The 16448-nt window shown below is 69.7% G+C and carries 18 protein-coding genes and 1 pseudogene; 13 read left to right on the forward strand and 6 right to left on the reverse strand.

Going from position 1 to position 16448, the window contains the following annotated elements; translation table 11 throughout:
• Nucleotides 1-153: 153 nt before the first annotated feature.
• The 3 genes from LP52_RS05370 to LP52_RS05375 all read right to left on the reverse strand — a co-directional run bounded on the left by LP52_RS05370 (nt 154) and on the right by LP52_RS05375 (nt 2071).
• On the reverse strand, nt 154-486 hold the full coding sequence (locus tag LP52_RS05370) for a histone-like nucleoid-structuring protein Lsr2 (RefSeq protein ID WP_040271275.1): 333 nt from the start codon (nt 484-486) through the stop codon (nt 154-156).
• An 837-nt stretch (nt 487-1323) separates the two neighbouring features.
• The gene (locus LP52_RS27060) at nt 1324-1464 is read right to left on the reverse strand and encodes a hypothetical protein (RefSeq protein WP_157036213.1); all 141 of its coding nucleotides are present in this window, start codon (nt 1462-1464) and stop codon (nt 1324-1326) included.
• A 193-nt stretch (nt 1465-1657) separates the two neighbouring features.
• Entirely contained in the window at nt 1658-2071 is a 414-nt protein-coding gene (locus LP52_RS05375) for a CBS domain-containing protein (protein WP_040271276.1), read from the reverse strand.
• An 842-nt stretch (nt 2072-2913) separates the two neighbouring features.
• Here LP52_RS05375 and LP52_RS05380 point away from each other — a divergent pair.
• The 6 genes from LP52_RS05380 to LP52_RS27065 all read left to right on the forward strand — a co-directional run bounded on the left by LP52_RS05380 (nt 2914) and on the right by LP52_RS27065 (nt 7829).
• Nucleotides 2914-3255, forward strand: a complete 342-nt coding sequence (locus tag LP52_RS05380) for an ArsR/SmtB family transcription factor (protein ID WP_040271277.1) — start codon at nt 2914-2916, stop codon at nt 3253-3255.
• Entirely contained in the window at nt 3252-3722 is a 471-nt protein-coding gene (locus LP52_RS05385) for an SRPBCC domain-containing protein (protein ID WP_040271279.1), read from the forward strand. Before LP52_RS05380 ends, LP52_RS05385 begins: the two co-directional genes overlap by 4 nt.
• Nucleotides 3719-4345, forward strand: a complete 627-nt coding sequence (locus LP52_RS05390; RefSeq protein WP_040271281.1) for a dihydrofolate reductase family protein — start codon at nt 3719-3721, stop codon at nt 4343-4345. Before LP52_RS05385 ends, LP52_RS05390 begins: the two co-directional genes overlap by 4 nt.
• Before the next feature lie 157 nt (nt 4346-4502).
• Entirely contained in the window at nt 4503-4928 is a 426-nt protein-coding gene (locus tag LP52_RS05395; protein ID WP_202966050.1) for a VOC family protein, read from the forward strand.
• A gap of 239 nt (nt 4929-5167) precedes the next feature.
• The gene (locus LP52_RS05400) at nt 5168-7423 is read left to right on the forward strand and encodes a HelD family protein (protein WP_052809462.1); all 2256 of its coding nucleotides are present in this window, start codon (nt 5168-5170) and stop codon (nt 7421-7423) included.
• A gap of 262 nt (nt 7424-7685) precedes the next feature.
• Complete coding sequence (locus LP52_RS27065; RefSeq protein WP_157036214.1) at nt 7686-7829, forward strand: hypothetical protein; 144 nt, start codon at nt 7686-7688, stop codon at nt 7827-7829.
• A 24-nt stretch (nt 7830-7853) separates the two neighbouring features.
• Here LP52_RS27065 and LP52_RS05405 read toward each other — a convergent pair whose 3' ends face one another.
• Entirely contained in the window at nt 7854-8624 is a 771-nt protein-coding gene (locus LP52_RS05405) for a TetR/AcrR family transcriptional regulator (RefSeq protein ID WP_040271284.1), read from the reverse strand.
• Between the two features lie 84 nt (nt 8625-8708).
• Between LP52_RS05405 and LP52_RS05410 the strand changes: the two genes are divergently transcribed.
• From LP52_RS05410 to LP52_RS25620, 4 genes are all read left to right on the forward strand, one after another.
• Nucleotides 8709-9653: a daunorubicin resistance protein DrrA family ABC transporter ATP-binding protein gene (locus LP52_RS05410; RefSeq protein WP_040271285.1), complete on the forward strand. Its 945-nt coding sequence runs from the start codon at nt 8709-8711 to the stop codon at nt 9651-9653.
• A complete protein-coding gene (locus LP52_RS05415; RefSeq protein WP_040271287.1) occupies nt 9650-10468 on the forward strand; it encodes an ABC transporter permease in 819 nt (272 codons plus the stop codon). The genes LP52_RS05410 and LP52_RS05415 overlap by 4 nt, the downstream gene beginning before the upstream one ends.
• A gap of 204 nt (nt 10469-10672) precedes the next feature.
• Nucleotides 10673-11188, forward strand: a complete 516-nt coding sequence (locus tag LP52_RS05420; protein ID WP_040271289.1) for a hypothetical protein — start codon at nt 10673-10675, stop codon at nt 11186-11188.
• A gap of 324 nt (nt 11189-11512) precedes the next feature.
• Nucleotides 11513-11677 carry a DUF397 domain-containing protein gene (locus LP52_RS25620; RefSeq protein ID WP_084722915.1) on the forward strand — a complete coding sequence of 55 codons (165 nt, stop codon included), beginning with the start codon at nt 11513-11515 and terminating at the stop codon, nt 11675-11677.
• A gap of 139 nt (nt 11678-11816) precedes the next feature.
• On the opposite strand, the gene LP52_RS05425 is transcribed toward LP52_RS25620, so the two are convergent.
• Nucleotides 11817-12440 (reverse strand): DUF4352 domain-containing protein, encoded by a 624-nt coding sequence (locus LP52_RS05425; protein ID WP_084722916.1) that lies wholly within the window; start codon nt 12438-12440, stop codon nt 11817-11819.
• 324 nt (nt 12441-12764) lie between these two features.
• Between LP52_RS05425 and LP52_RS28230 the strand changes: the two are divergent.
• Nucleotides 12765-12941, forward strand: a pseudogene (locus tag LP52_RS28230) (sensor histidine kinase); the annotation flags it as partial.
• 399 nt (nt 12942-13340) lie between these two features.
• Nucleotides 13341-14456 (forward strand): FAD-dependent monooxygenase, encoded by a 1116-nt coding sequence (locus tag LP52_RS05435; protein ID WP_040271292.1) that lies wholly within the window; start codon nt 13341-13343, stop codon nt 14454-14456.
• 511 nt (nt 14457-14967) lie between these two features.
• Here the strand turns inward: LP52_RS05435 and LP52_RS26185 are convergent.
• Nucleotides 14968-15549 (reverse strand): CGNR zinc finger domain-containing protein, encoded by a 582-nt coding sequence (locus LP52_RS26185; RefSeq protein WP_084722917.1) that lies wholly within the window; start codon nt 15547-15549, stop codon nt 14968-14970.
• A gap of 25 nt (nt 15550-15574) precedes the next feature.
• Between LP52_RS26185 and LP52_RS05445 the strand changes: the two genes are divergently transcribed.
• Entirely contained in the window at nt 15575-16345 is a 771-nt protein-coding gene (locus tag LP52_RS05445; RefSeq protein ID WP_040271295.1) for a sulfite exporter TauE/SafE family protein, read from the forward strand.
• Nucleotides 16346-16448 lie beyond the last annotated feature (103 nt).

The raw sequence follows: 16448 nt of genomic DNA on the forward strand, positions 1-16448 counted from the left end.
ACCGCGCCGATTTCACCGGCGAGGAGGAACGCACAGCCGCGAACAGCACACGGGCCGTCCATTGCAGCTGCCACCGGCCCGCACACCGGAGCCGGCGGTCAGCCACCTCACCTTCCTCACGTCCGGTGTCACCAGCCGCCGGCCCTCATGCAGTTAATGGGCGGCCTCGTACTCGGCGACGATCGAGGCCGGTATACGTCCCCGATCATTGACCTGCTTGCCCTGCTGCCTGGCCCACGCACGGATATCGGCCGTGCGCTCTCTGCTGTTGCTCTGCCGATTCTTGCGTTTGGAGCCTGTGCTCTTCGTTCCCCGGACTTTGCGCGCGGACTCGACAAACGACGCGAGGGACCGCCGCAAATCCTCGGCGTTGTCGGAGTTGAGATCGATCTCATAGAACGTCCCGTCGAGTGCGAAAGACACGGTCTCCTCGGCCGTGCCGCCGTCCATGTCGTCGACGAGCAGTACCTGAACCTGCTGTGCCATTGCGGACCTTCCGAAACATATCGTGGAACATGGGAATGTGCGGGGTGGAAGCCGAATCGTCGACGGTTTCGCCGGACAGGCGGCCTCGGCGGACAGGCCGTATATCCTCCGCTGCGGGACATCGGGGACACCCGGGATGCCTCCGTGGAATCCTTCGGTGCGGCTGCGTATCGACTGCCGTCCACCGCGCTTGTGACGCATGTTTACGCCAGGAATGTATTCGCGTCAAGCTATCCGATCGATATCGCGTGAGCGGTTCACGGAGGGTCCTATCCGCGTCGAGGGCGCGTATACGCTCCTGTTCCGGTAGGCGCAGTGGCGTGTCGGCGGCCCGGAGGCCTTCGGTATGGACCGGATTCCGGGCCGAAGAAGCCCCGCCGCGGCCGCCGAAGTCCTTCACGGGCCACTCCGGAATGCCGACGAATCACCGCATGCGTATTCGGCGACGGGCAAGTATGCGACTCGGGTGAAGGCGCGGATACCCGCCGCGCGTGGGCGGTGCGGACCGCGGCAGCCGGGGCGCACACGGCAGGCAGGTGCACCGCCGTGTCGATTCTCGACGCCGCCCGGGCGGATTCCTCAGCCTCAGGGCATCGAGCACGCAGCGACCGAGCCGGAACACATCCGATGTCCCGTCCCTCGCCGCAGGACGCGCCGCCGCAGGCGGTGCGGCCCTCGCCTGAACACCCGCCGAACAGCAGGGCCGAGACCGCTGTCCGACCTCTCCCGACACCCGGAATCCGGCGACTCGTTGAATCGGAGAGCGATGGCGCCTGTCCGGCGGAGCCGGTCGGCCCTGCCGGGGTTCGAATGGCGCCGGCAGAGCACCGGGCGGCGTCAGCCGGCGTCGGTACCGCCCTGTCGGAGGACCTCTCGCGGGTCCATGCGGTCCTCGTCTACCAACCGGTAGGCCACCTCGGTGAGGTACGCGCCGTGGTCGCGCGCGTAGGTGCGCAGCGTCTGGAACGCCTGGTCCATCCTCGCCGCGGCGGATCGCGCGCTCCTGCGACCGGCGGTGTCGGCGAGAGGGGGCCGACACCCCGGAGCAGGAGACCGCCCCTTCTTTCGAGCGGGGTGGCGAGCCGGCCACTGATGCATCCCCGCGCCGGCCTGAGCGGGCCGGGCGGCAAGGGATGCGCCGGCTACGCGCCGAGGGTGCCTACCCCGTTCACTACTCCATGGACAGAGCGTCGAGCAGGTCGCCGGACTCGGGGTTGGGCAGAGCCCGCGCCGCATCCGCGATGGTGACGATGCCCACGAGGCGATCGCCGTCGATCACGGGGAGCCGCTTCACCTGATGGTGGGTCATGGTGGAGAGCAGTTCGTCGGTAGAGTCGTCGGCACCCACCGTGACGGCCTCGCCCTGGTTGAGTTCGCCCACAGGGGTGTCGAGGCGCCGACCGCGTGCCAGCCCACGCACGACGATGTCGCGGTCGGTGATCATCCCCTTGAGGCGGTTCTCGGGGCCGCAGATGGGCAATCCTCCGACACCCAGACGCTCCATCTGCTCCGCCGCGGCCTGCAGTGTGTGGTCGGTCTGGGCGCATTCGGGATTTCGGGTCATGATCTCACGTACAGTAGCCATCGTCGGCTCTCCGTTTCGTTATCGCTGCCAATGGGATCGCGGACACCTCCGCGGCACGCGGGCTCCTCCGGGCCGGTGCATGTCCCCAGCCCGTCTCCGGAATGAAGCCCTTGGGAGCAGTGGACCGGCGGTTCCGGCTTCCACGCCGCGCCCTTGACGACGAAAGAGAATCGCCGGGCGACGAAACCAGAACGCCAATGGTCATCACAATGCCCACAACGGCTGCCGGTGCGAATGCGCAGAGGCTCCGCCGACAATACGCATATTTCCAATAAGCAACATTATGATGTCCCTATCCGGCTACTGCCCTGGCATCAGCTGAGAAAACATCGCGGTGTGCTCGTCGTGCCGAACGCCCAGTCACACCCTGGTTGCGCCGGTTCGTTGCCGCCGAGCGGCCGCCGCTGAGCCGTTTCCTGTCCGCGCCGGCCCCGATCGGCTGCGCAGCCCCTTCCCGTCGCCCCTCGGCCGATGGCGGCCGTCCGCGCCCGCGAAACGGCAACCGGGCGAGAATGCGCAGTCCCGCGACGGAAATTCCGGCCGGATCATCGCCGTGGGTCGAAGCTCGCGGTTGACCGTGCAGTATCGACCCTCCTGCCGGCACGCCGACCGTGCTCGCCATCGCCGCACTCCTCCGCTTTCGGTAGGAGCCGCCAGGAGTGCGATCTGCCGACCGCGAGCCGTGGGACCGGGCGTGCTCCATCGGTGCGCCTGTCCGAAGACGACTGGCGTGGGACAACGAGGCCGCCGCGCCCTCTGCGCGGCTGTGTAGCGGTGGAGCGCACGGACGGAGTGACGCTTCGCCCTTGCGCCACGTATCGCGCAGGCGGATACTTAACCTTGTGGCACAGTATTCGGCGGAGCTCGACGGGGTCTTCCTCGCTCTTGCGGACCCGACGAGGCGAGCCGTGGTCCACCGCCTCGGGCAGGGCCCGGCGAGTGTCGGCGACCTGGCCCGCGAGGCCGCGATGACACTTCCTTCGTTCATGAAACACGTGCGGACGCTGGAGTCGAACGGGCTGATCCGGACGGCGAAGTCCGGCCGCGTACGCACCTGCGAACTCAACCGGGAACGGTTCACGGTCGTCGAGGACTGGTTGGAAGAGCAGCGGCGCCTCTGGGAGGCGGGCGCCGATCGACTCGACCGGTTCGTCACCGGCGCCGAGGAGAGGAACGACGTATGAACCCCGACCTTGATCTCAGTATCGAACGGGTCATTCGCGCGCCCCGCAAGGCCGTGTGGGACGCCTGGACCGATCCGGCCGGCCTGGCGCAGTGGTGGATACCCGCCCCGATGCTGTGCCGCGTCGACCGCTTGGAGGTCCGCCCCGGCGGCGCTTTCGTCACGCGGATGAGCGAAGACGGCGCCACGTTCGTCCCGCACATCGACGCGTGTTTCCTTCTGGTGGATCGGCTTGAACGCCTTGTGTTCACCAACGCCGTGGACAGCGGATGGCGGCCGGCGAATCCCGCTCCCGTGACGATGACCGCCGAGATCACGATGCAGGATCACGTGGACGGCACCGACTACCGGATCATCGTGCGACACGGCGACCCGGCCGCGAGGCGGCGCCACGCCGAACTGGGCTTCGCTGAAGGCTGGGGCACTGTGGCCGACCAGCTCACCCGTTTCGTGGAGGCCGCCCGATGAAGATCACGATGACGCATTTCGTCACTCTCGACGGGGTGAGCCAAGGGCCCGGTTCGCCCACGGAAGACACGAGCGACGGTTTCGGCGCCGGAGGTTGGCTCGTGCCGCACATGGACGAGGTATTCGTCCAGCGCACCTCCGAATGGCTCGACCGCGCCGACGGACTGCTGCTGGGACGCAGGACGTACGAAGCATTCGCACGCGACTGGCCACAGATCACCGATCCCGGCGATCCCTTCACCGAGCGGATGAACGCCCTGCCCAAGTACGTCGTGTCGAACACGCTCGCGACCGGAGGCTGGGCCCCGACCACCGTGCTTCGCGGCGACCCCACGACGGCCGTCCGCGAGTGCGCCGAGCAGCCAGGACGTGAACTCCAGGTCCACGGCAGCGCCCGACTCGGCAACACCCTGCTCTCCGCGGGCGTCGTCGACACCCTGCGCCTCGTGGTGGCCCCCGTCGTGCTCGGATCGGGGCGGCGCCTGCTCGCACATCCGAGCACAGCGACCGGTCTGCGACTCGTTAGGCACGAAGCGACGGCACAAGGCCTGCTGCTGCTCGAGTACCGCACCACGGGCAGCGCCCGCACCGCCCACTACGAGGGCGTAACGAACCTGCCGTAGATGCGGAGTCCGAGGCGGTATCCGCATTCGGGAGCCGGGCAGCCCAGCAGTTCTCGTGGTGGATGTAGAGAGCGGCTTACCGGCTCCGTCTCACCGGGGAACGTGCGGCCACCGCGGCCGCACCGAGCGAAGGAGGACCGGTATGGCGATCCAGCGGATGGACAACGTCCTCATCGTCGTCGACGACCTTGAAGCTGTTGTTGCGTTCTTCGTCGAACTGGGCATGGAGCTGGAGGGCAAGGGGCCGCTCGAAGGGCGCTGGGCGGAACGCGTCATCGGGCTCGATGGCGTCCGGCAGGACATCGCCATGCTGCGGACCCCAGACGGCCACGGAAGAGTAGAGCTGGCGAAGTTCCACCGGCCGAAGGCCGTCGAGCCCGAGCCGAAGAACGCGCCGGCGAACACCCTGGGGATCCGTCGCATCATGTTCGCAGTCGACGACATCGAGGACGCCATCGCTCGCCTGCGCACCCACGGCGCCGAACTCGTGGGGGAACTGGAGCGGTACGAGGACAGCTTTCTGCTCTGCTACGTCCGCGGCCCCGAGGGCATCGTCGTCGGACTCGCCGAGCAGCTCGGCTGAAGGCCGCCGAGAGGCGCCGGCTGCGCAGACCACGCGGGACCGGTTCCGCTTTTGCCGGCTTCCCGGCTCTACGCGGTTGCCCGCAGGCGCGCGCCTGACATAAAGTCGTCCTTTCCTGTCTGGCGGCAATTCTTATTCTGCTGCGCTGAGGATCGCGACGCACCGGGCGCTTCCCGGGGCGGGACCCGCGCTGCCGCTGCTCTCCCTTGCGTCCCGCCGATCACCGAGGCTGCCCTTCCATGGCCGAACCCCTGTCCGATACTTCCGGCGACCCCGAAATCAACGCCGAACGCGCCTTCCTCGCCGCTGCGCGCGCCGCGCTGCGCAGGATGCACACCGACGTCGTCTCCACCGAGACCGTGCAGGACAGCGCAGAGGACGCCGACTACTACTTTCCGAACAAGCTGCTGGAGATGGACCGCCGGCGCCGCGCCGCGGCTCTGGCCGACCTGCCCGACGTCCCGCTGTTCTTCGGGCGGCTCGACTATCCGGTCGGCACGGTCTACGAGCACGGCGGCGACCCGCCCCCGTCCAGCGCCGCCGCGCCCGTCGCCCCCGCCTCCGACCCCGGTGCGGCTGCCGTGTCGACCCGCACCGACGGTGCCGACCGCGTGTACATCGGCCGGCGGCACGTGCACGACGGCATGGGCAATCCGCTGGTCGTCGACTGGCGCGCACCCATCTCCGGCTCCTTCTACCGCGCCGGCCCCGCCGACCCGCAGGGTGTGCTGTGCCGCCGCCGCTACGGGTTCTCCGACACCGCCGAGCTGACGGCCTACGAGGACGAGCCCTTGGCGGCCGCACCGTCACCCCAGGAGGGTTCCGGCGCCGCGGGCGGCTCGCAACTCGCCGACGAGCTGCTGCACGCCGAGATCGAGCGTCCCCGTACCGGGCCGATGCGCGACATCGTCGCCACCATCCAGCCCGAACAGGACGACCTCGTGCGCGCGCCGCTGCGCCCCACCCTGTGCGTGCAGGGCGCCCCCGGCACCGGCAAGACCGCGGTGGGCCTGCACCGCATCGCCTACCTGCTCTACACCGAGCGCGACCGGTTGCGCCGCGACGGCGGCGTGGCCATCCTCGGGCCGAACCGCTCGTTCCTGTCCTACATCCGCCGGGTCCTGCCCGCCCTCGGCGAGGTCGGGGTCCGCCAGACCACCGTCGAGGAGCTGACCGCCCACGTTCCGGTGAGCCGCACCGAAAACCCCGCCGCCGAGCGGACCAAAGGCGACGCCCGCATGGCCGAGGTCATCCGGCGCGACCTGTGGGCGCAACTGCGGCCGCCGCAGGAGACCCTGGTGGTGGAGCGCGGATCGCGGCGGTGGCGCATCCCCGCCGACGAGCTGGACGGCGCCCTCACCGAGCTGCGCAACCGCGACCTCGCCTACGGCGCCGGCCCCGGCCTGCTGTCGCAGCGCATCGCCCACCTGCTGATGCGGCGAATCGAGAATGAAGGCGCGTCGGTCGAATCGGGGACCCTGGGCGCGCTGCGCCGCAACAAGGCCGTCAGCGCCGCCGTCCGGCACATGTGGCCCAAGGCCGATCCCGTCAGGCTGGTGCTGGGCCTGCTCACCGCCCCCGACCGGCTCGCCCGCGCGGCCGAGGGCATCCTCACGCCTGAGGAGCAGCGGGCCGTGCTGCTGCCGGGCCGCCCGCGCGGGCCCAAATCCGCCGCGTGGTCGATCGCCGACCTCGCCCTGATCGACGAGGCGGCCGGGCTGATCGAGCGCCCCGGCACCCTGGGCCACATCGTCGTCGACGAGGCCCAGGACCTCAGCTCCATGCAGTGCCGCGCGGTCGCCCGCCGCTGCTCCCGCGGTTCCCTGACCGTGCTCGGCGACATCGCCCAGGGCACCAGTCCGGCGGCGGTGGACGGATGGGAGGTTCTGCTGGGCCACATCGGCCAGCCCGACGCCCGCCTGGCCGTGCTTGACCGCGGTTTCCGGGTGCCCGCCCAGATCATCGACTACGCGGCCCGACTACTCCCCGAGATCGCCCCCGGCCTGGGGTTGCCCACCGGGGTGCGCGGCGGCACCGACGCGCTGCACATCACCGCGACCCGTCCGGACGAGCGGCTCGACCAGCTCGTCGCGTCCTGCCGCGAGGCGCTGAGGGGACCGGGCTCGGTCGGCGTCATCACCGCCGACGCCGAGGCCCCCGCGGTCGCCGCGCGGCTGCGCGCCGAAGGGCTGGAGACCGCGGTGGTGGGCGAGACCGAGGACGCCTTGGAAGCCGCGCGCCTGGCCTGTGTGCCGGCCACGCTGGCCAAAGGGCTGGAGTTCGACGCGGTGGTCGTCGACGAGCCCGCACGCATCGCCGCCGCCGGGGCGCGCGGGCTGCACCGGCTCTACGTGGTGCTCACCCGGGCGGTGACGAGCCTGCGCATCGTGCACGCCGAGCCGCTGCCCGAGCCGCTCGGGAGCCGGCCCGCCGAGGCGGGCGCCGCACTGGCAGCGGCGGCGGGGGGCGGTACGCGCGGCGGCCGCGCAGACTGACCGGCACCCGGGTCGATCGGCCTGGACGGTCTCTTCGACCTCTTCGACCTGATCGATTCGATGTCCGCGCCTGAAATCCGCTGTCGACATCGGGCGAGGGAACCGGGGCCTCTTCGGCGGTCGTGCGCCGATCGGATCGCCGACCACCCACCGAGCCGCTGATCCCGTCCGCGGTTCGCGCCTGGCACGTCATGCGCGTCCACTCCTCCCGGTCAGCTGCGCGAATCCCCCCGTCGTACAGCTGGCGACCGGACCGGACACGATGACCTTCGACAGCGACTCGCGCGCCCGCGACCGTGCGCGGTTGCAGCGGCATCCGGCCCGGCCGCCCTTCGCCGACGGCGAAGACGGCAACCGCCTGGCCGCGGACATGGCGCCCGCCCGCAACGGAATCCCCGGCCGCTGAGGCCGGAACGAGCCGCGGCCGCTGCTAACCGTCGCGGTCTTCCCGCCCCTCCCGGTTCGCCGCCACCGGGGACTCGACCGGTGCCGGGAGGGCCGCGGCGATGCAGTCGAGGACGCGCTCCAGCCCGTATCGGAACCGGTCGTCGCGGTGCAGGTGCGGCCCGCTCGCCTCCATCACGATCTTGCTGAAAATCGGGTACTCCCCGCTCTCCAGCAGTTGGTTGACGTACGGGCCGGACCGCACCATCCAGTCCGTCTCGCTGAGACCGCTGCGGCGGACCTCCTCGGCCCAGCTGACCTCGTCACGGGCGGCGCCCTCGACGTAGCCGTTCAGAACGGCCATGAGGCCCAGGTTCTCGTCGATGGAGACGTGGGTGTCGAGGGTGCCCATCACCCGTTCGATCAAACGCAGTCGGTTGGGGCCGAAGCTGGGGACGGCCCGGTGCACTGTGGCGATCCACGGGTGCCGCCGCCACATCGTCCGCACCCCGTAGGCGTAGCGCGTCAGATCCGCGCGCCAGTCGCCGGAGGGCATTCCCTCGACGTCGATCTCGCCCATCACCCGGTCGGCCATGAGTTCGACGAGGTCGTCGCGGCCCGGCACGTAGCGGTAGAGCGACATCGTGCCCGCGCCGATCTCGTCGGCGATCCGCCGCATGGTGGCGGCCTCCAGCCCTTCGGCGTCGGCGATGCGTACCGCCGCATCGGTGATCTGCGCGCGGCTGTAGGCCGGCTTGGGCCCGCGGGCCGGGCGCTCCGGCCGCATCCAGATGCTCACGTACTCGGCGTCGGTCACGGCACCCCCTCCTGTTGCGTACATCGTACCCAAAGGATTAACCTCGCCACCAAAACCGAGTACAAGGTACCCAGTGGAGGGGTCATGGCGGATCCGATCGTCGTCGCCGAAGGGCTGCGCAAGTCCTTCGGCGACGTCCATGCACTGCGGGGCCTGGACCTGAGCGTTCCGAGAGGAACGGTCTGCGGCGTGCTGGGGCCGAACGGCGCGGGGAAGACGACCGCAGTGCGCATCCTGGCGACCTTGTCCGATCCCGACGCCGGACACGCCCGCATCGCCGGACACGACGTCGTCCGCGAGGCCGGCAGGGTGCGCACCAGCATCGGACTCGCAGGCCAGTACGCCGCCGTGGACGAGAAGCTCACCGGACGCGCCAACCTGCGCATGTTCGGCCGCCTCTACCATCTGTCCCGGCGCGAGGCGCACCGGCGAGCCGACGAGCTGCTGGAACGCTTCGGCCTGATGGACGCCGCCGACCGTCGGGTCGCCGGCTACTCCGGCGGTATGCGGCGCCGCCTCGACCTGGTCACCAGCCTCATCCTGCGTCCCGAGGTGCTCTTCCTGGACGAGCCGACCGCCGGCCTGGACCCGCGCAGCCGCGGCGAGATCTGGGACAGCGTCCGCGGGCTCGTGGCGGAGGGCACCACGGTGCTGCTTACCACGCAGTATCTGGACGAGGCAGACCGACTGGCCGACGATATCGCCGTCATCGACCACGGGCAGGTCATGGCCACGGGCACACCCGACGAGCTGAAGGCCGCGATCGGGGACCGTCTCGACGTCGTCCTCGAAGACCCCGCTGCGCTGCGTCCGGCGGCGACCGTGCTGAACGCCGTGGCCGGGAGCGACCCGACGATGACGGGCGCCGACCGGCTCAGCGTCGCCCTGCCCGGCGGAGGCTTCCGGCTGGCCGACATCGTGCGCGAGCTCGACCGCGCCGGGGTCGACGCGGCCGACGTGCGGCGGCGCCGCCCCACTCTCGACGAGGTGTTCCTGCACCTCACCGACCGGAAGGAACCCGTCCGATGACCGCCCTCACCCCGCCGATGATCCGATTGCGATGGACGTTCACCGACGGGCTGACCCTGGTCGGCCGCGAGCTGGGACGGCTGCGGCAGGAGCCCGGCCAGCTCGTCGCCATGCTGATCTTCCCCGCCGTCATGGTGGTGCTGTTCGGGTACGTGTTCGGCAGCGCGATCAAGGTGCCGGGGGGCGGCGACTATCGCGCGTACCTGATGCCGGGCCTGTTCTCGATGGTGACCTTCACGGCGGTCATGACGCTCACGGTGCGGGTGGCCGTCGACGCCTCCCGCGGCGTGATGGACCGCTTCAAGTCCATGCCGATGGCGCGCTCGGCCGTGCCGTTCGGGACGACCGGTGCCGACCTGCTGGTCGGTCTGCTGTCGCTGGCCATCATGGTGGGGGCGGGCCTGCTGGTGGGATGGCAGCCGCATCGCGGCCTGCTGCCCGCGGCCGAGGCGTTCCTGCTGGTGATGGTGCTGCGGTACGCGCTGAGCTGGGTGGGCGTATACCTGGGACTGGTGGTGAAGAACGACGGGGTCGCCGACCAGCTGGTGCCGCTGTTCCTGCCGTTCACGATGCTGTCCAACGCGTTCGTCCCGACGGACGGTATGCCGGGGTGGCTGCGGGTCCTGGCCGACTGGAACCCGGTGAGCGCGCTCACAGCCGCCTCCCGGGAGCTGTTCGGCAATCCGGGCGCGCCGTCCGGAGACGTGGCTTGGCCGCTCGCGCACCCCGTAGCCGCCGTCCTGCTCTGGTCGGCCGCGCTGCTGGTGGTCTTCGTCCCGCTGTCTATCCGCACCTACCAACGCAAGGGACGCTGAAGGCCCGAACCGGTGGCCGCGGCGACACGAGCTACGCGCAGCCGCCGCCACCGGCCCTTGCCCACGCCTTGGTCCGGCGGGGCGGCCGGATCCGGTGAGGGGATGCAGCGAACCAGCGGGGGCCGCGTGATCATCATAAGGAGCGGCAGTACGCCGGAACCGCGACCGGCGCCCCGCACACGCACAACCGAAAGGCCGTCCGACGTGCGACCGATCCACCATGCCCTGATCCCCCTGGCCTTCCTTCTCGCGGCTGGAACGGGCTGCTCCGCCGGCGAGCTGGCCGAAACCCAGGGAACGGAGAAGCAGAAGGCCCCGTCGGCAGTGCCGAGTACGGGCCCCGAAGCCGAGGCGGCTGCGACCGAGACCGCCGAGATCTATGTCGAGGCGCTAGAGGAAGGAGACGCCGCGGCCGGCTGCAGCGTCGCCTCCGCCGAGATGAAGGCGGCGCTGGAGGAGTCGGCCGCGCAGCAGGCCGGTTCGGCCTCGTGCGCAGCCGGCTTCACGGCCTACGCGGATCGCCACACGGGCGTAGGCGGCATGGAGGTCGGAGAGGTCACCGTCCATCCGGACGGCTGGGCGGACACTGACGATGGACCGACGGCCCACGCCGAGGTCGTCTACCCCGACGGCGTGCACAGCGAAGAGGGTATGAAGGTCGACGGATTCCGCTTCCCCTACATCGACGGCGCCTGGGTCGTCGACATGGAAGTGAGCTGACCTGGCCGCCCAGCCGCGTCCGTCTACCCGGGCACCGCCGATCTGGCACCGCTGCGCCCCAGTAAGCCGTAGAGCGCCTCGGTTCAAGACGCCACAGGCAGCGCGAGTTCTCGGGCAGGCGCGCAGCAGTACGGATCCTGGCCCGGCGAATAGGGCTTCGTGGGCGGAGCGGGTCCGTTGTCAGTGGGATGGGTGGTCTGAACACCCCCGCAAGCGTTTGACGGCTCGGCGCTCGCAGCGGTCTTCGCACTGGACCGCCACTAAATCGCCTGACGATTCGGTGGCATACCTGGGAACACTGCTAACGCTCTCGGAAAAACTGCAATGCACTCATCCACCGAACGCGACTTCCGCGAGTCCATTTACAGCGGCTCCGGCGACAATTGCGTCGAGACCGCTGACCTTTCCGCGGGCGCTGCGGTGGGCGACTTCAAGACCCCGGAGAAGGGACACTTCGACCTGAATGCCACCGAGGGGTCGCCTTCCTGAGCGGAGTGCGCACCGGTGTACTGTGACCTGCGATAGTTGCCCTCGATAAGCCGAAGACCCCAGCGTCGCCGGGGCCTTCGTGCACTCATCCGTGCCATGGATTACCGTCCGTCAGGAGGACGAACAGACGTGCGTCTCCCTATTCCTGGAGCGACACCACCGCGGACTGGTCCAACGTGAGGAAGTCGCGCAGCTCGATCTTCGTCGGCTCCACGCCCTCCGGCACGTCGAAGGGCAGCTTTCCCTGAACCGTATTGCCGGGGTTGATCTGGTTCAGGAACGCGTCCTGGCTGGTCATAGCCTCGGCCGCGGAGTCCGCGCTGTACTCCTTGCCCTCGGCGTCGAGCAGGGTCTGCTGCGTCGAGTCGAAAGTGCCCGCCTGGTCGCCGATGTTCTCGACGGTGACGTGCACGATCACGTACTGCCCGTCGGGCGTCTCGGTCATCATGCCGGAATCGTCGCTCAACTCGGTCACGCCGGTCTCGACTTCGGTCACGGTGAAGCGGAACGCCCCGGATTCGACCGGGTCGCCGATGCCGGCCTCAGCCTCCTGGCCGCCGTCCCCGCCGTTGCCGGAGTCGTCGCCGGCCTCGACCGAGGGCCCGTCAGAGGGGCCGTCCCCGCCGCTGGAGACAGCGACGACAATGCCGCCGACGATCAACACCAGAACCATGAGGCCGCCGCAGCCGAGGCAGCCCCACAGGACGGGCCGGCTCTTTTTCTGCGGTGGCGGGGCGGCGGTGTAGGGGTTCTGCTCGCTCATGTAGGGAGCTCGCTCCAATCGATCGGTCTTCTGTGCGGAGTGGCTGGACGGTACCGAGCCATCCGCGCACGTCGCGGGCATTCGCCTGGCTCGGCCACATCGGGCCAGCCGGTCAACCTCGACACCCGGTTAGGCGTCGGGGAGCTCGGGGGAGCGGGCCGACCGTCATGGCGGCAGCGGCCTCGTGTGTGGCGGGCGCGCTCTCCCGGGCGCCCTGCTTCGGTGTGGTATCGACGGCGGCGTGTACGCGGACGCCTAGCCGTAGCGCATCGGCCGCGCGTCGGAAGTGTCGACGACGCGCATGCCGGTGGCGTCGTGCTGCGCAGCGACGTCGAGCGGGTCGAGGAGGAGCTGCGGGAGGTGCGCTCGCTCGTCGGAGACACAATCGCGTAGAGCAAGGAGCTTGCCTACGCGCAGCGGCGACTCAACCTCGCTGCCGAGATGGAGAACGCCAGGAACCTCTTGACGGCCGCCGGCATCCGCGTACGCGTCGTCCGGGAGTCCCGCTGTCCGCGCGCGTGCAGCGTCCGACGATGAAGACCCCTCCGCCGACGACACGCCCCCGACGGCCACGAGGCCACCAGCGCCGCCCCGGCCCCGGCCGAGCCCCGACCGCCCCCGGCCACCGACGCACACGAGCAGGACACGCCCTACGCGGCCGCTATCGGCGAGGCCCACACGCCCGCCCGTGGCTGAACGAGGCTCCGCCGCCCCGCGTTGCGGAGACGGGCCCGGACGCGCCCGAACCAGCTCCCGACAACCTGTCGCCGGCCCGGGGATCGTGTCAGCACGCGGACGCAACGTTCGGGTCACATCCTGCTCGGAGACCGCCCACCGACTCTAAAGCAACATATTGTTGCTATAGATGGTTCGTCGGTACAGGGCTCGAGGGGAGACTTGATGAAGGTTCTGGTCAGCGGCGCAGGAGCGGCTGGGCTGTGTGCGGGAATCGATCTCGCGCGGGCCGGGCACACGGTGGAGATCGTGGAGCGGGCGAACCATCTGCGCGTCAACGGCTCGCCCATCGACGTGCGCGGCGACGCGCTCGAGACGGCCGAGCAGATGGGCATCCTGGATGCGGTGCACGAGCGGCGGATCACGATGACCGAGCAGACGAAGTTCGTCGACCGGTCCGGCGCGGTGGTCGCCTCCCTGATGACGCAGGAGATCAACGAGAGCTCTGATGACATCGAGCTCCCCCGCGAGGACCTCATGATCATCCTGCGGCAGGCCCTTCCCGAGCAGGTCGACCTGCGCTTCGAGGAGTCCATCGCGACGCTGGTCGACAACGGGGACCGGGTCGCGGTCACCTTCGCCTCCGGCCGCGAGGCCGCCTACGACATCGTCGTCGGCGCCGACGGGGTGCACTCGGGGGTGCGCCGGCTGGTCTTCGGCCCGGAGAAGGAGTTCAGCGAGCCCCTCGGGGTGTACGTCGCGATCGCGGACGCGCCCGGACAGGCGACGCCCGGCGACACCCGCATGACGGAGGTCCTCAACCTGCCGGGGCGCATGGCCGGCGTGGCCCGCTACCGCGACAAGGCGCTGGCAGTCTTCGAATTCCGGTCCGAGTCGATCGACTACGACTACCACGACTCGGCCGCCCAGAAGCGCATCCTGGCCGAGGCCTTCGCCGGGATCGAGGACTGGAAGGTCCCCGAGCTGATCGAGACGGCCCAGCACGATCCCGAGCTCTACTTCGACGCGATCGCCCAGATCCACATGCCGACCTGGCACCGGGGACGGGTCGTGCTGATCGGGGACGCCGCGCACTGCGCGACGTCGATGGCCGGGCGCGGTACCTCGCTGGCCCTGCTCGGGGCGTGGACGCTCGCCGAGGAGCTCGGTCGTCACGGCGACGACGTCGAGGCGGCCTTCGGCGCCTACGAGCAGCGCCTGCGCCCCCACGCGGCGGCGGCCCAGGAGTTCGCGCGCGGCGGGGCCGACCTCGTGGTCCCCGCCACCTGGGAGGCCATCGAGGCGCGCAACGCACGGCTGCGCGCGGCTCAGCCGCTGTAGGCTGCCGGCTGTGGCCGAGGATGGACACACCCGAGAAACCGCCCCGCCGCCCGGGCGGGCGCACCGCCCGGGCGCAGCGCCGGATTCTCGAGGATGATCTCCGCGACGGTGCGGGTTGAGCCACCGGATTGCGGACCTGCTTGCTGCGTCGGCGGGTGCACTCGAGCTCCTGCCCCGGTGCTGGGCCGAACCCGGTGCGATGCGGGAAGGTTCCGGCGGTAGCAGCCGACGGTGCACTCGACGGCCGCGGTGGCGGGGTCGCTGGCCTCCAGGACCCGCTGTGACACGTGGTTGTCCGGTGTGAGCCACGCCTCAATGCGTGCGAAGCCCACCGAGCTCAGTCCCCACCCGCTTGCGAGACCGACCGCGCGGGTGGCGTGGCGAGCCCCTGCCTGCGGGCCGTGGGTACGATCCGCGGGCTCGGGCGGCCGGGCTGCCAACCCTGGCACCGATCACCCGACCCGGCGAACGTTTCCGGTCAGAGCACTAGACACAGCTTTCATACGAGCGCTCATCGCGGGGGGCGACCTTCCTCGACAGCGGACGGGGGAGCAGTGGCGTGTCCCGGTCGTCTCGCACGGGCTCCACGGGCGCGGTGCAGAGCAGCGTTCACCCGATTGGCGCAGCCCACAGAGCAGAACCGGCGCCGGCCGTTGCGGGACGTGTCGATGAACACCGTCGCGCATCCGGCGCCCTTACACCGCCCCAGGAGATCTCCCCCCGCTCCGCACACGGCCACCGCAAGACCTCCCGCTGTGGTGGCGCGGACCCGCGCCACCAGGTCATCCTCGTCGCGAAGGTAGTGCAGGTGCGGGTGGTAGCCGTCATGGACCGAGATGCGCACGCAGGCCGCTCCGTCTTCAAGGAGACCGTTGACCAGGTCGACCTGGTGCAGCGTGTCCTTTTCGCCGAAGACCGGAGCGATACGCAGGCACCACCGAGCGAGATCCTCGGCCTGCGCCGTACCGACTTCGGGGTGTTCGATGCCCTCCCGTCTGAGGACCTCGGTCAGTGCGGCCGGGGTGTGCTCGGTGGAGTTCGCCAAAGAGGCGGCGAGGCGGGCGCCGTTGCCACCGTAAGTGTTGAACTGCATAAGGTCCTTACACCAATCTGAGCGAGTGGAGTTGGATGTCGTATTTGTCTTGATGGCGGTTGCCGCAGCGGCCGGATGGCTCGACGCCGTGGTCGGCGGAGGCGGTCTGTTGCTCCTGCCCGCTTTGATGGTGGCCGCACCCGGTACGCCCGTTGCGACTTTGCTGGGCACGAACAAGCTGTCATCGATCTTCGGAGTCTCTTCCGCGGCGGTCGGATATGCGCGCACGATCAAGATCGAGCGCCGTATCGTCGTCCCTACGGCGTGCCTGGCCCTGGGCGGATCGGCTTTGGGCGCCGGTCTCGCCGGCGTACTCTCCACGGAAACACTGCGACCGATCATCATGACCGTTCTCCTGGTGGCCATGGCGATCGTCGTGCTGCGCCCGGGTCTGGGAAAGCTACCGGACCCGAAACCACTCACCCGAGGACGGGTCATCGCCGCATGCGCGGTGGCCGGAATCGCCGTGAGTTTCTATGACGGGCTTGTAGGTCCAGGGACCGGGGTCTTTCTGATCCTCTGTTTCACCGCGGTCACCGGCCTCGACTTTGTGCGGGCGTCGGCGTCGGCCAAAGTCGTCAACGTCGGGACCAACCTCGGGGCTCTGGCAGTGTTCGCGTTCAACGGCCAGGTCCTGTGGCTGCTCGGTGCCGGGCTCGCGGCTTGCAGCATCCTCGGCGCGCAGATCGGCGCCCGTACCGTGCTGCGTCGGGGAACCGGTTTCGTCCGCACGATTCTCGTGGTCGTGGTGCTCGCCTTGCTTGTGAAGCTCGGATACGACCAGTTGATCTCATGACACAGAGTCCGATTGTTGGTCGCCACTATGCATAAGAACGGCGCTGTCGAATTTTCAATCGAGCCATGCGGTATTAAGGAGCTAATTTGGAAGCCGGCAGTCC

The sequence above is a fragment of the Streptomonospora alba genome (assembly GCF_000826685.1).
Taxonomy (GTDB): domain Bacteria; phylum Actinomycetota; class Actinomycetes; order Streptosporangiales; family Streptosporangiaceae; genus Streptomonospora; species Streptomonospora alba.

Bases quoted from the DNA above. Each gene is read 5' to 3' on its own strand.
- LP52_RS05370 (WP_040271275.1), bottom strand. From the start codon at position 486: ATGGCACAGCAGGTTCAGGTACTGCTCGTCGACGACATGGACGGCGGC.
- LP52_RS05415 (WP_040271287.1), top strand. From the start codon at position 9,650: ATGACCGCCCTCACCCCGCCGATGATCCGATTGCGATGGACGTTCACC.
- LP52_RS05435 (WP_040271292.1), top strand. From the start codon at position 13,341: ATGAAGGTTCTGGTCAGCGGCGCAGGAGCGGCTGGGCTGTGTGCGGGA.
- LP52_RS27065 (WP_157036214.1), top strand. From the start codon at position 7,686: ATGACCTTCGACAGCGACTCGCGCGCCCGCGACCGTGCGCGGTTGCAG.
- LP52_RS25620 (WP_084722915.1), top strand. From the start codon at position 11,513: ATGCACTCATCCACCGAACGCGACTTCCGCGAGTCCATTTACAGCGGC.
- LP52_RS05385 (WP_040271279.1), top strand. From the start codon at position 3,252: ATGAACCCCGACCTTGATCTCAGTATCGAACGGGTCATTCGCGCGCCC.
- LP52_RS26185 (WP_084722917.1), bottom strand. From the start codon at position 15,549: ATGCAGTTCAACACTTACGGTGGCAACGGCGCCCGCCTCGCCGCCTCT.
- LP52_RS05395 (WP_202966050.1), top strand. From the start codon at position 4,503: ATGGACAACGTCCTCATCGTCGTCGACGACCTTGAAGCTGTTGTTGCG.
- LP52_RS05390 (WP_040271281.1), top strand. From the start codon at position 3,719: ATGAAGATCACGATGACGCATTTCGTCACTCTCGACGGGGTGAGCCAA.
- LP52_RS05410 (WP_040271285.1), top strand. From the start codon at position 8,709: ATGGCGGATCCGATCGTCGTCGCCGAAGGGCTGCGCAAGTCCTTCGGC.
- LP52_RS05425 (WP_084722916.1), bottom strand. From the start codon at position 12,440: ATGAGCGAGCAGAACCCCTACACCGCCGCCCCGCCACCGCAGAAAAAG.
- LP52_RS05375 (WP_040271276.1), bottom strand. From the start codon at position 2,071: ATGGCTACTGTACGTGAGATCATGACCCGAAATCCCGAATGCGCCCAG.
- LP52_RS27060 (WP_157036213.1), bottom strand. From the start codon at position 1,464: ATGGACCAGGCGTTCCAGACGCTGCGCACCTACGCGCGCGACCACGGC.
- LP52_RS05400 (WP_052809462.1), top strand. From the start codon at position 5,168: ATGGCCGAACCCCTGTCCGATACTTCCGGCGACCCCGAAATCAACGCC.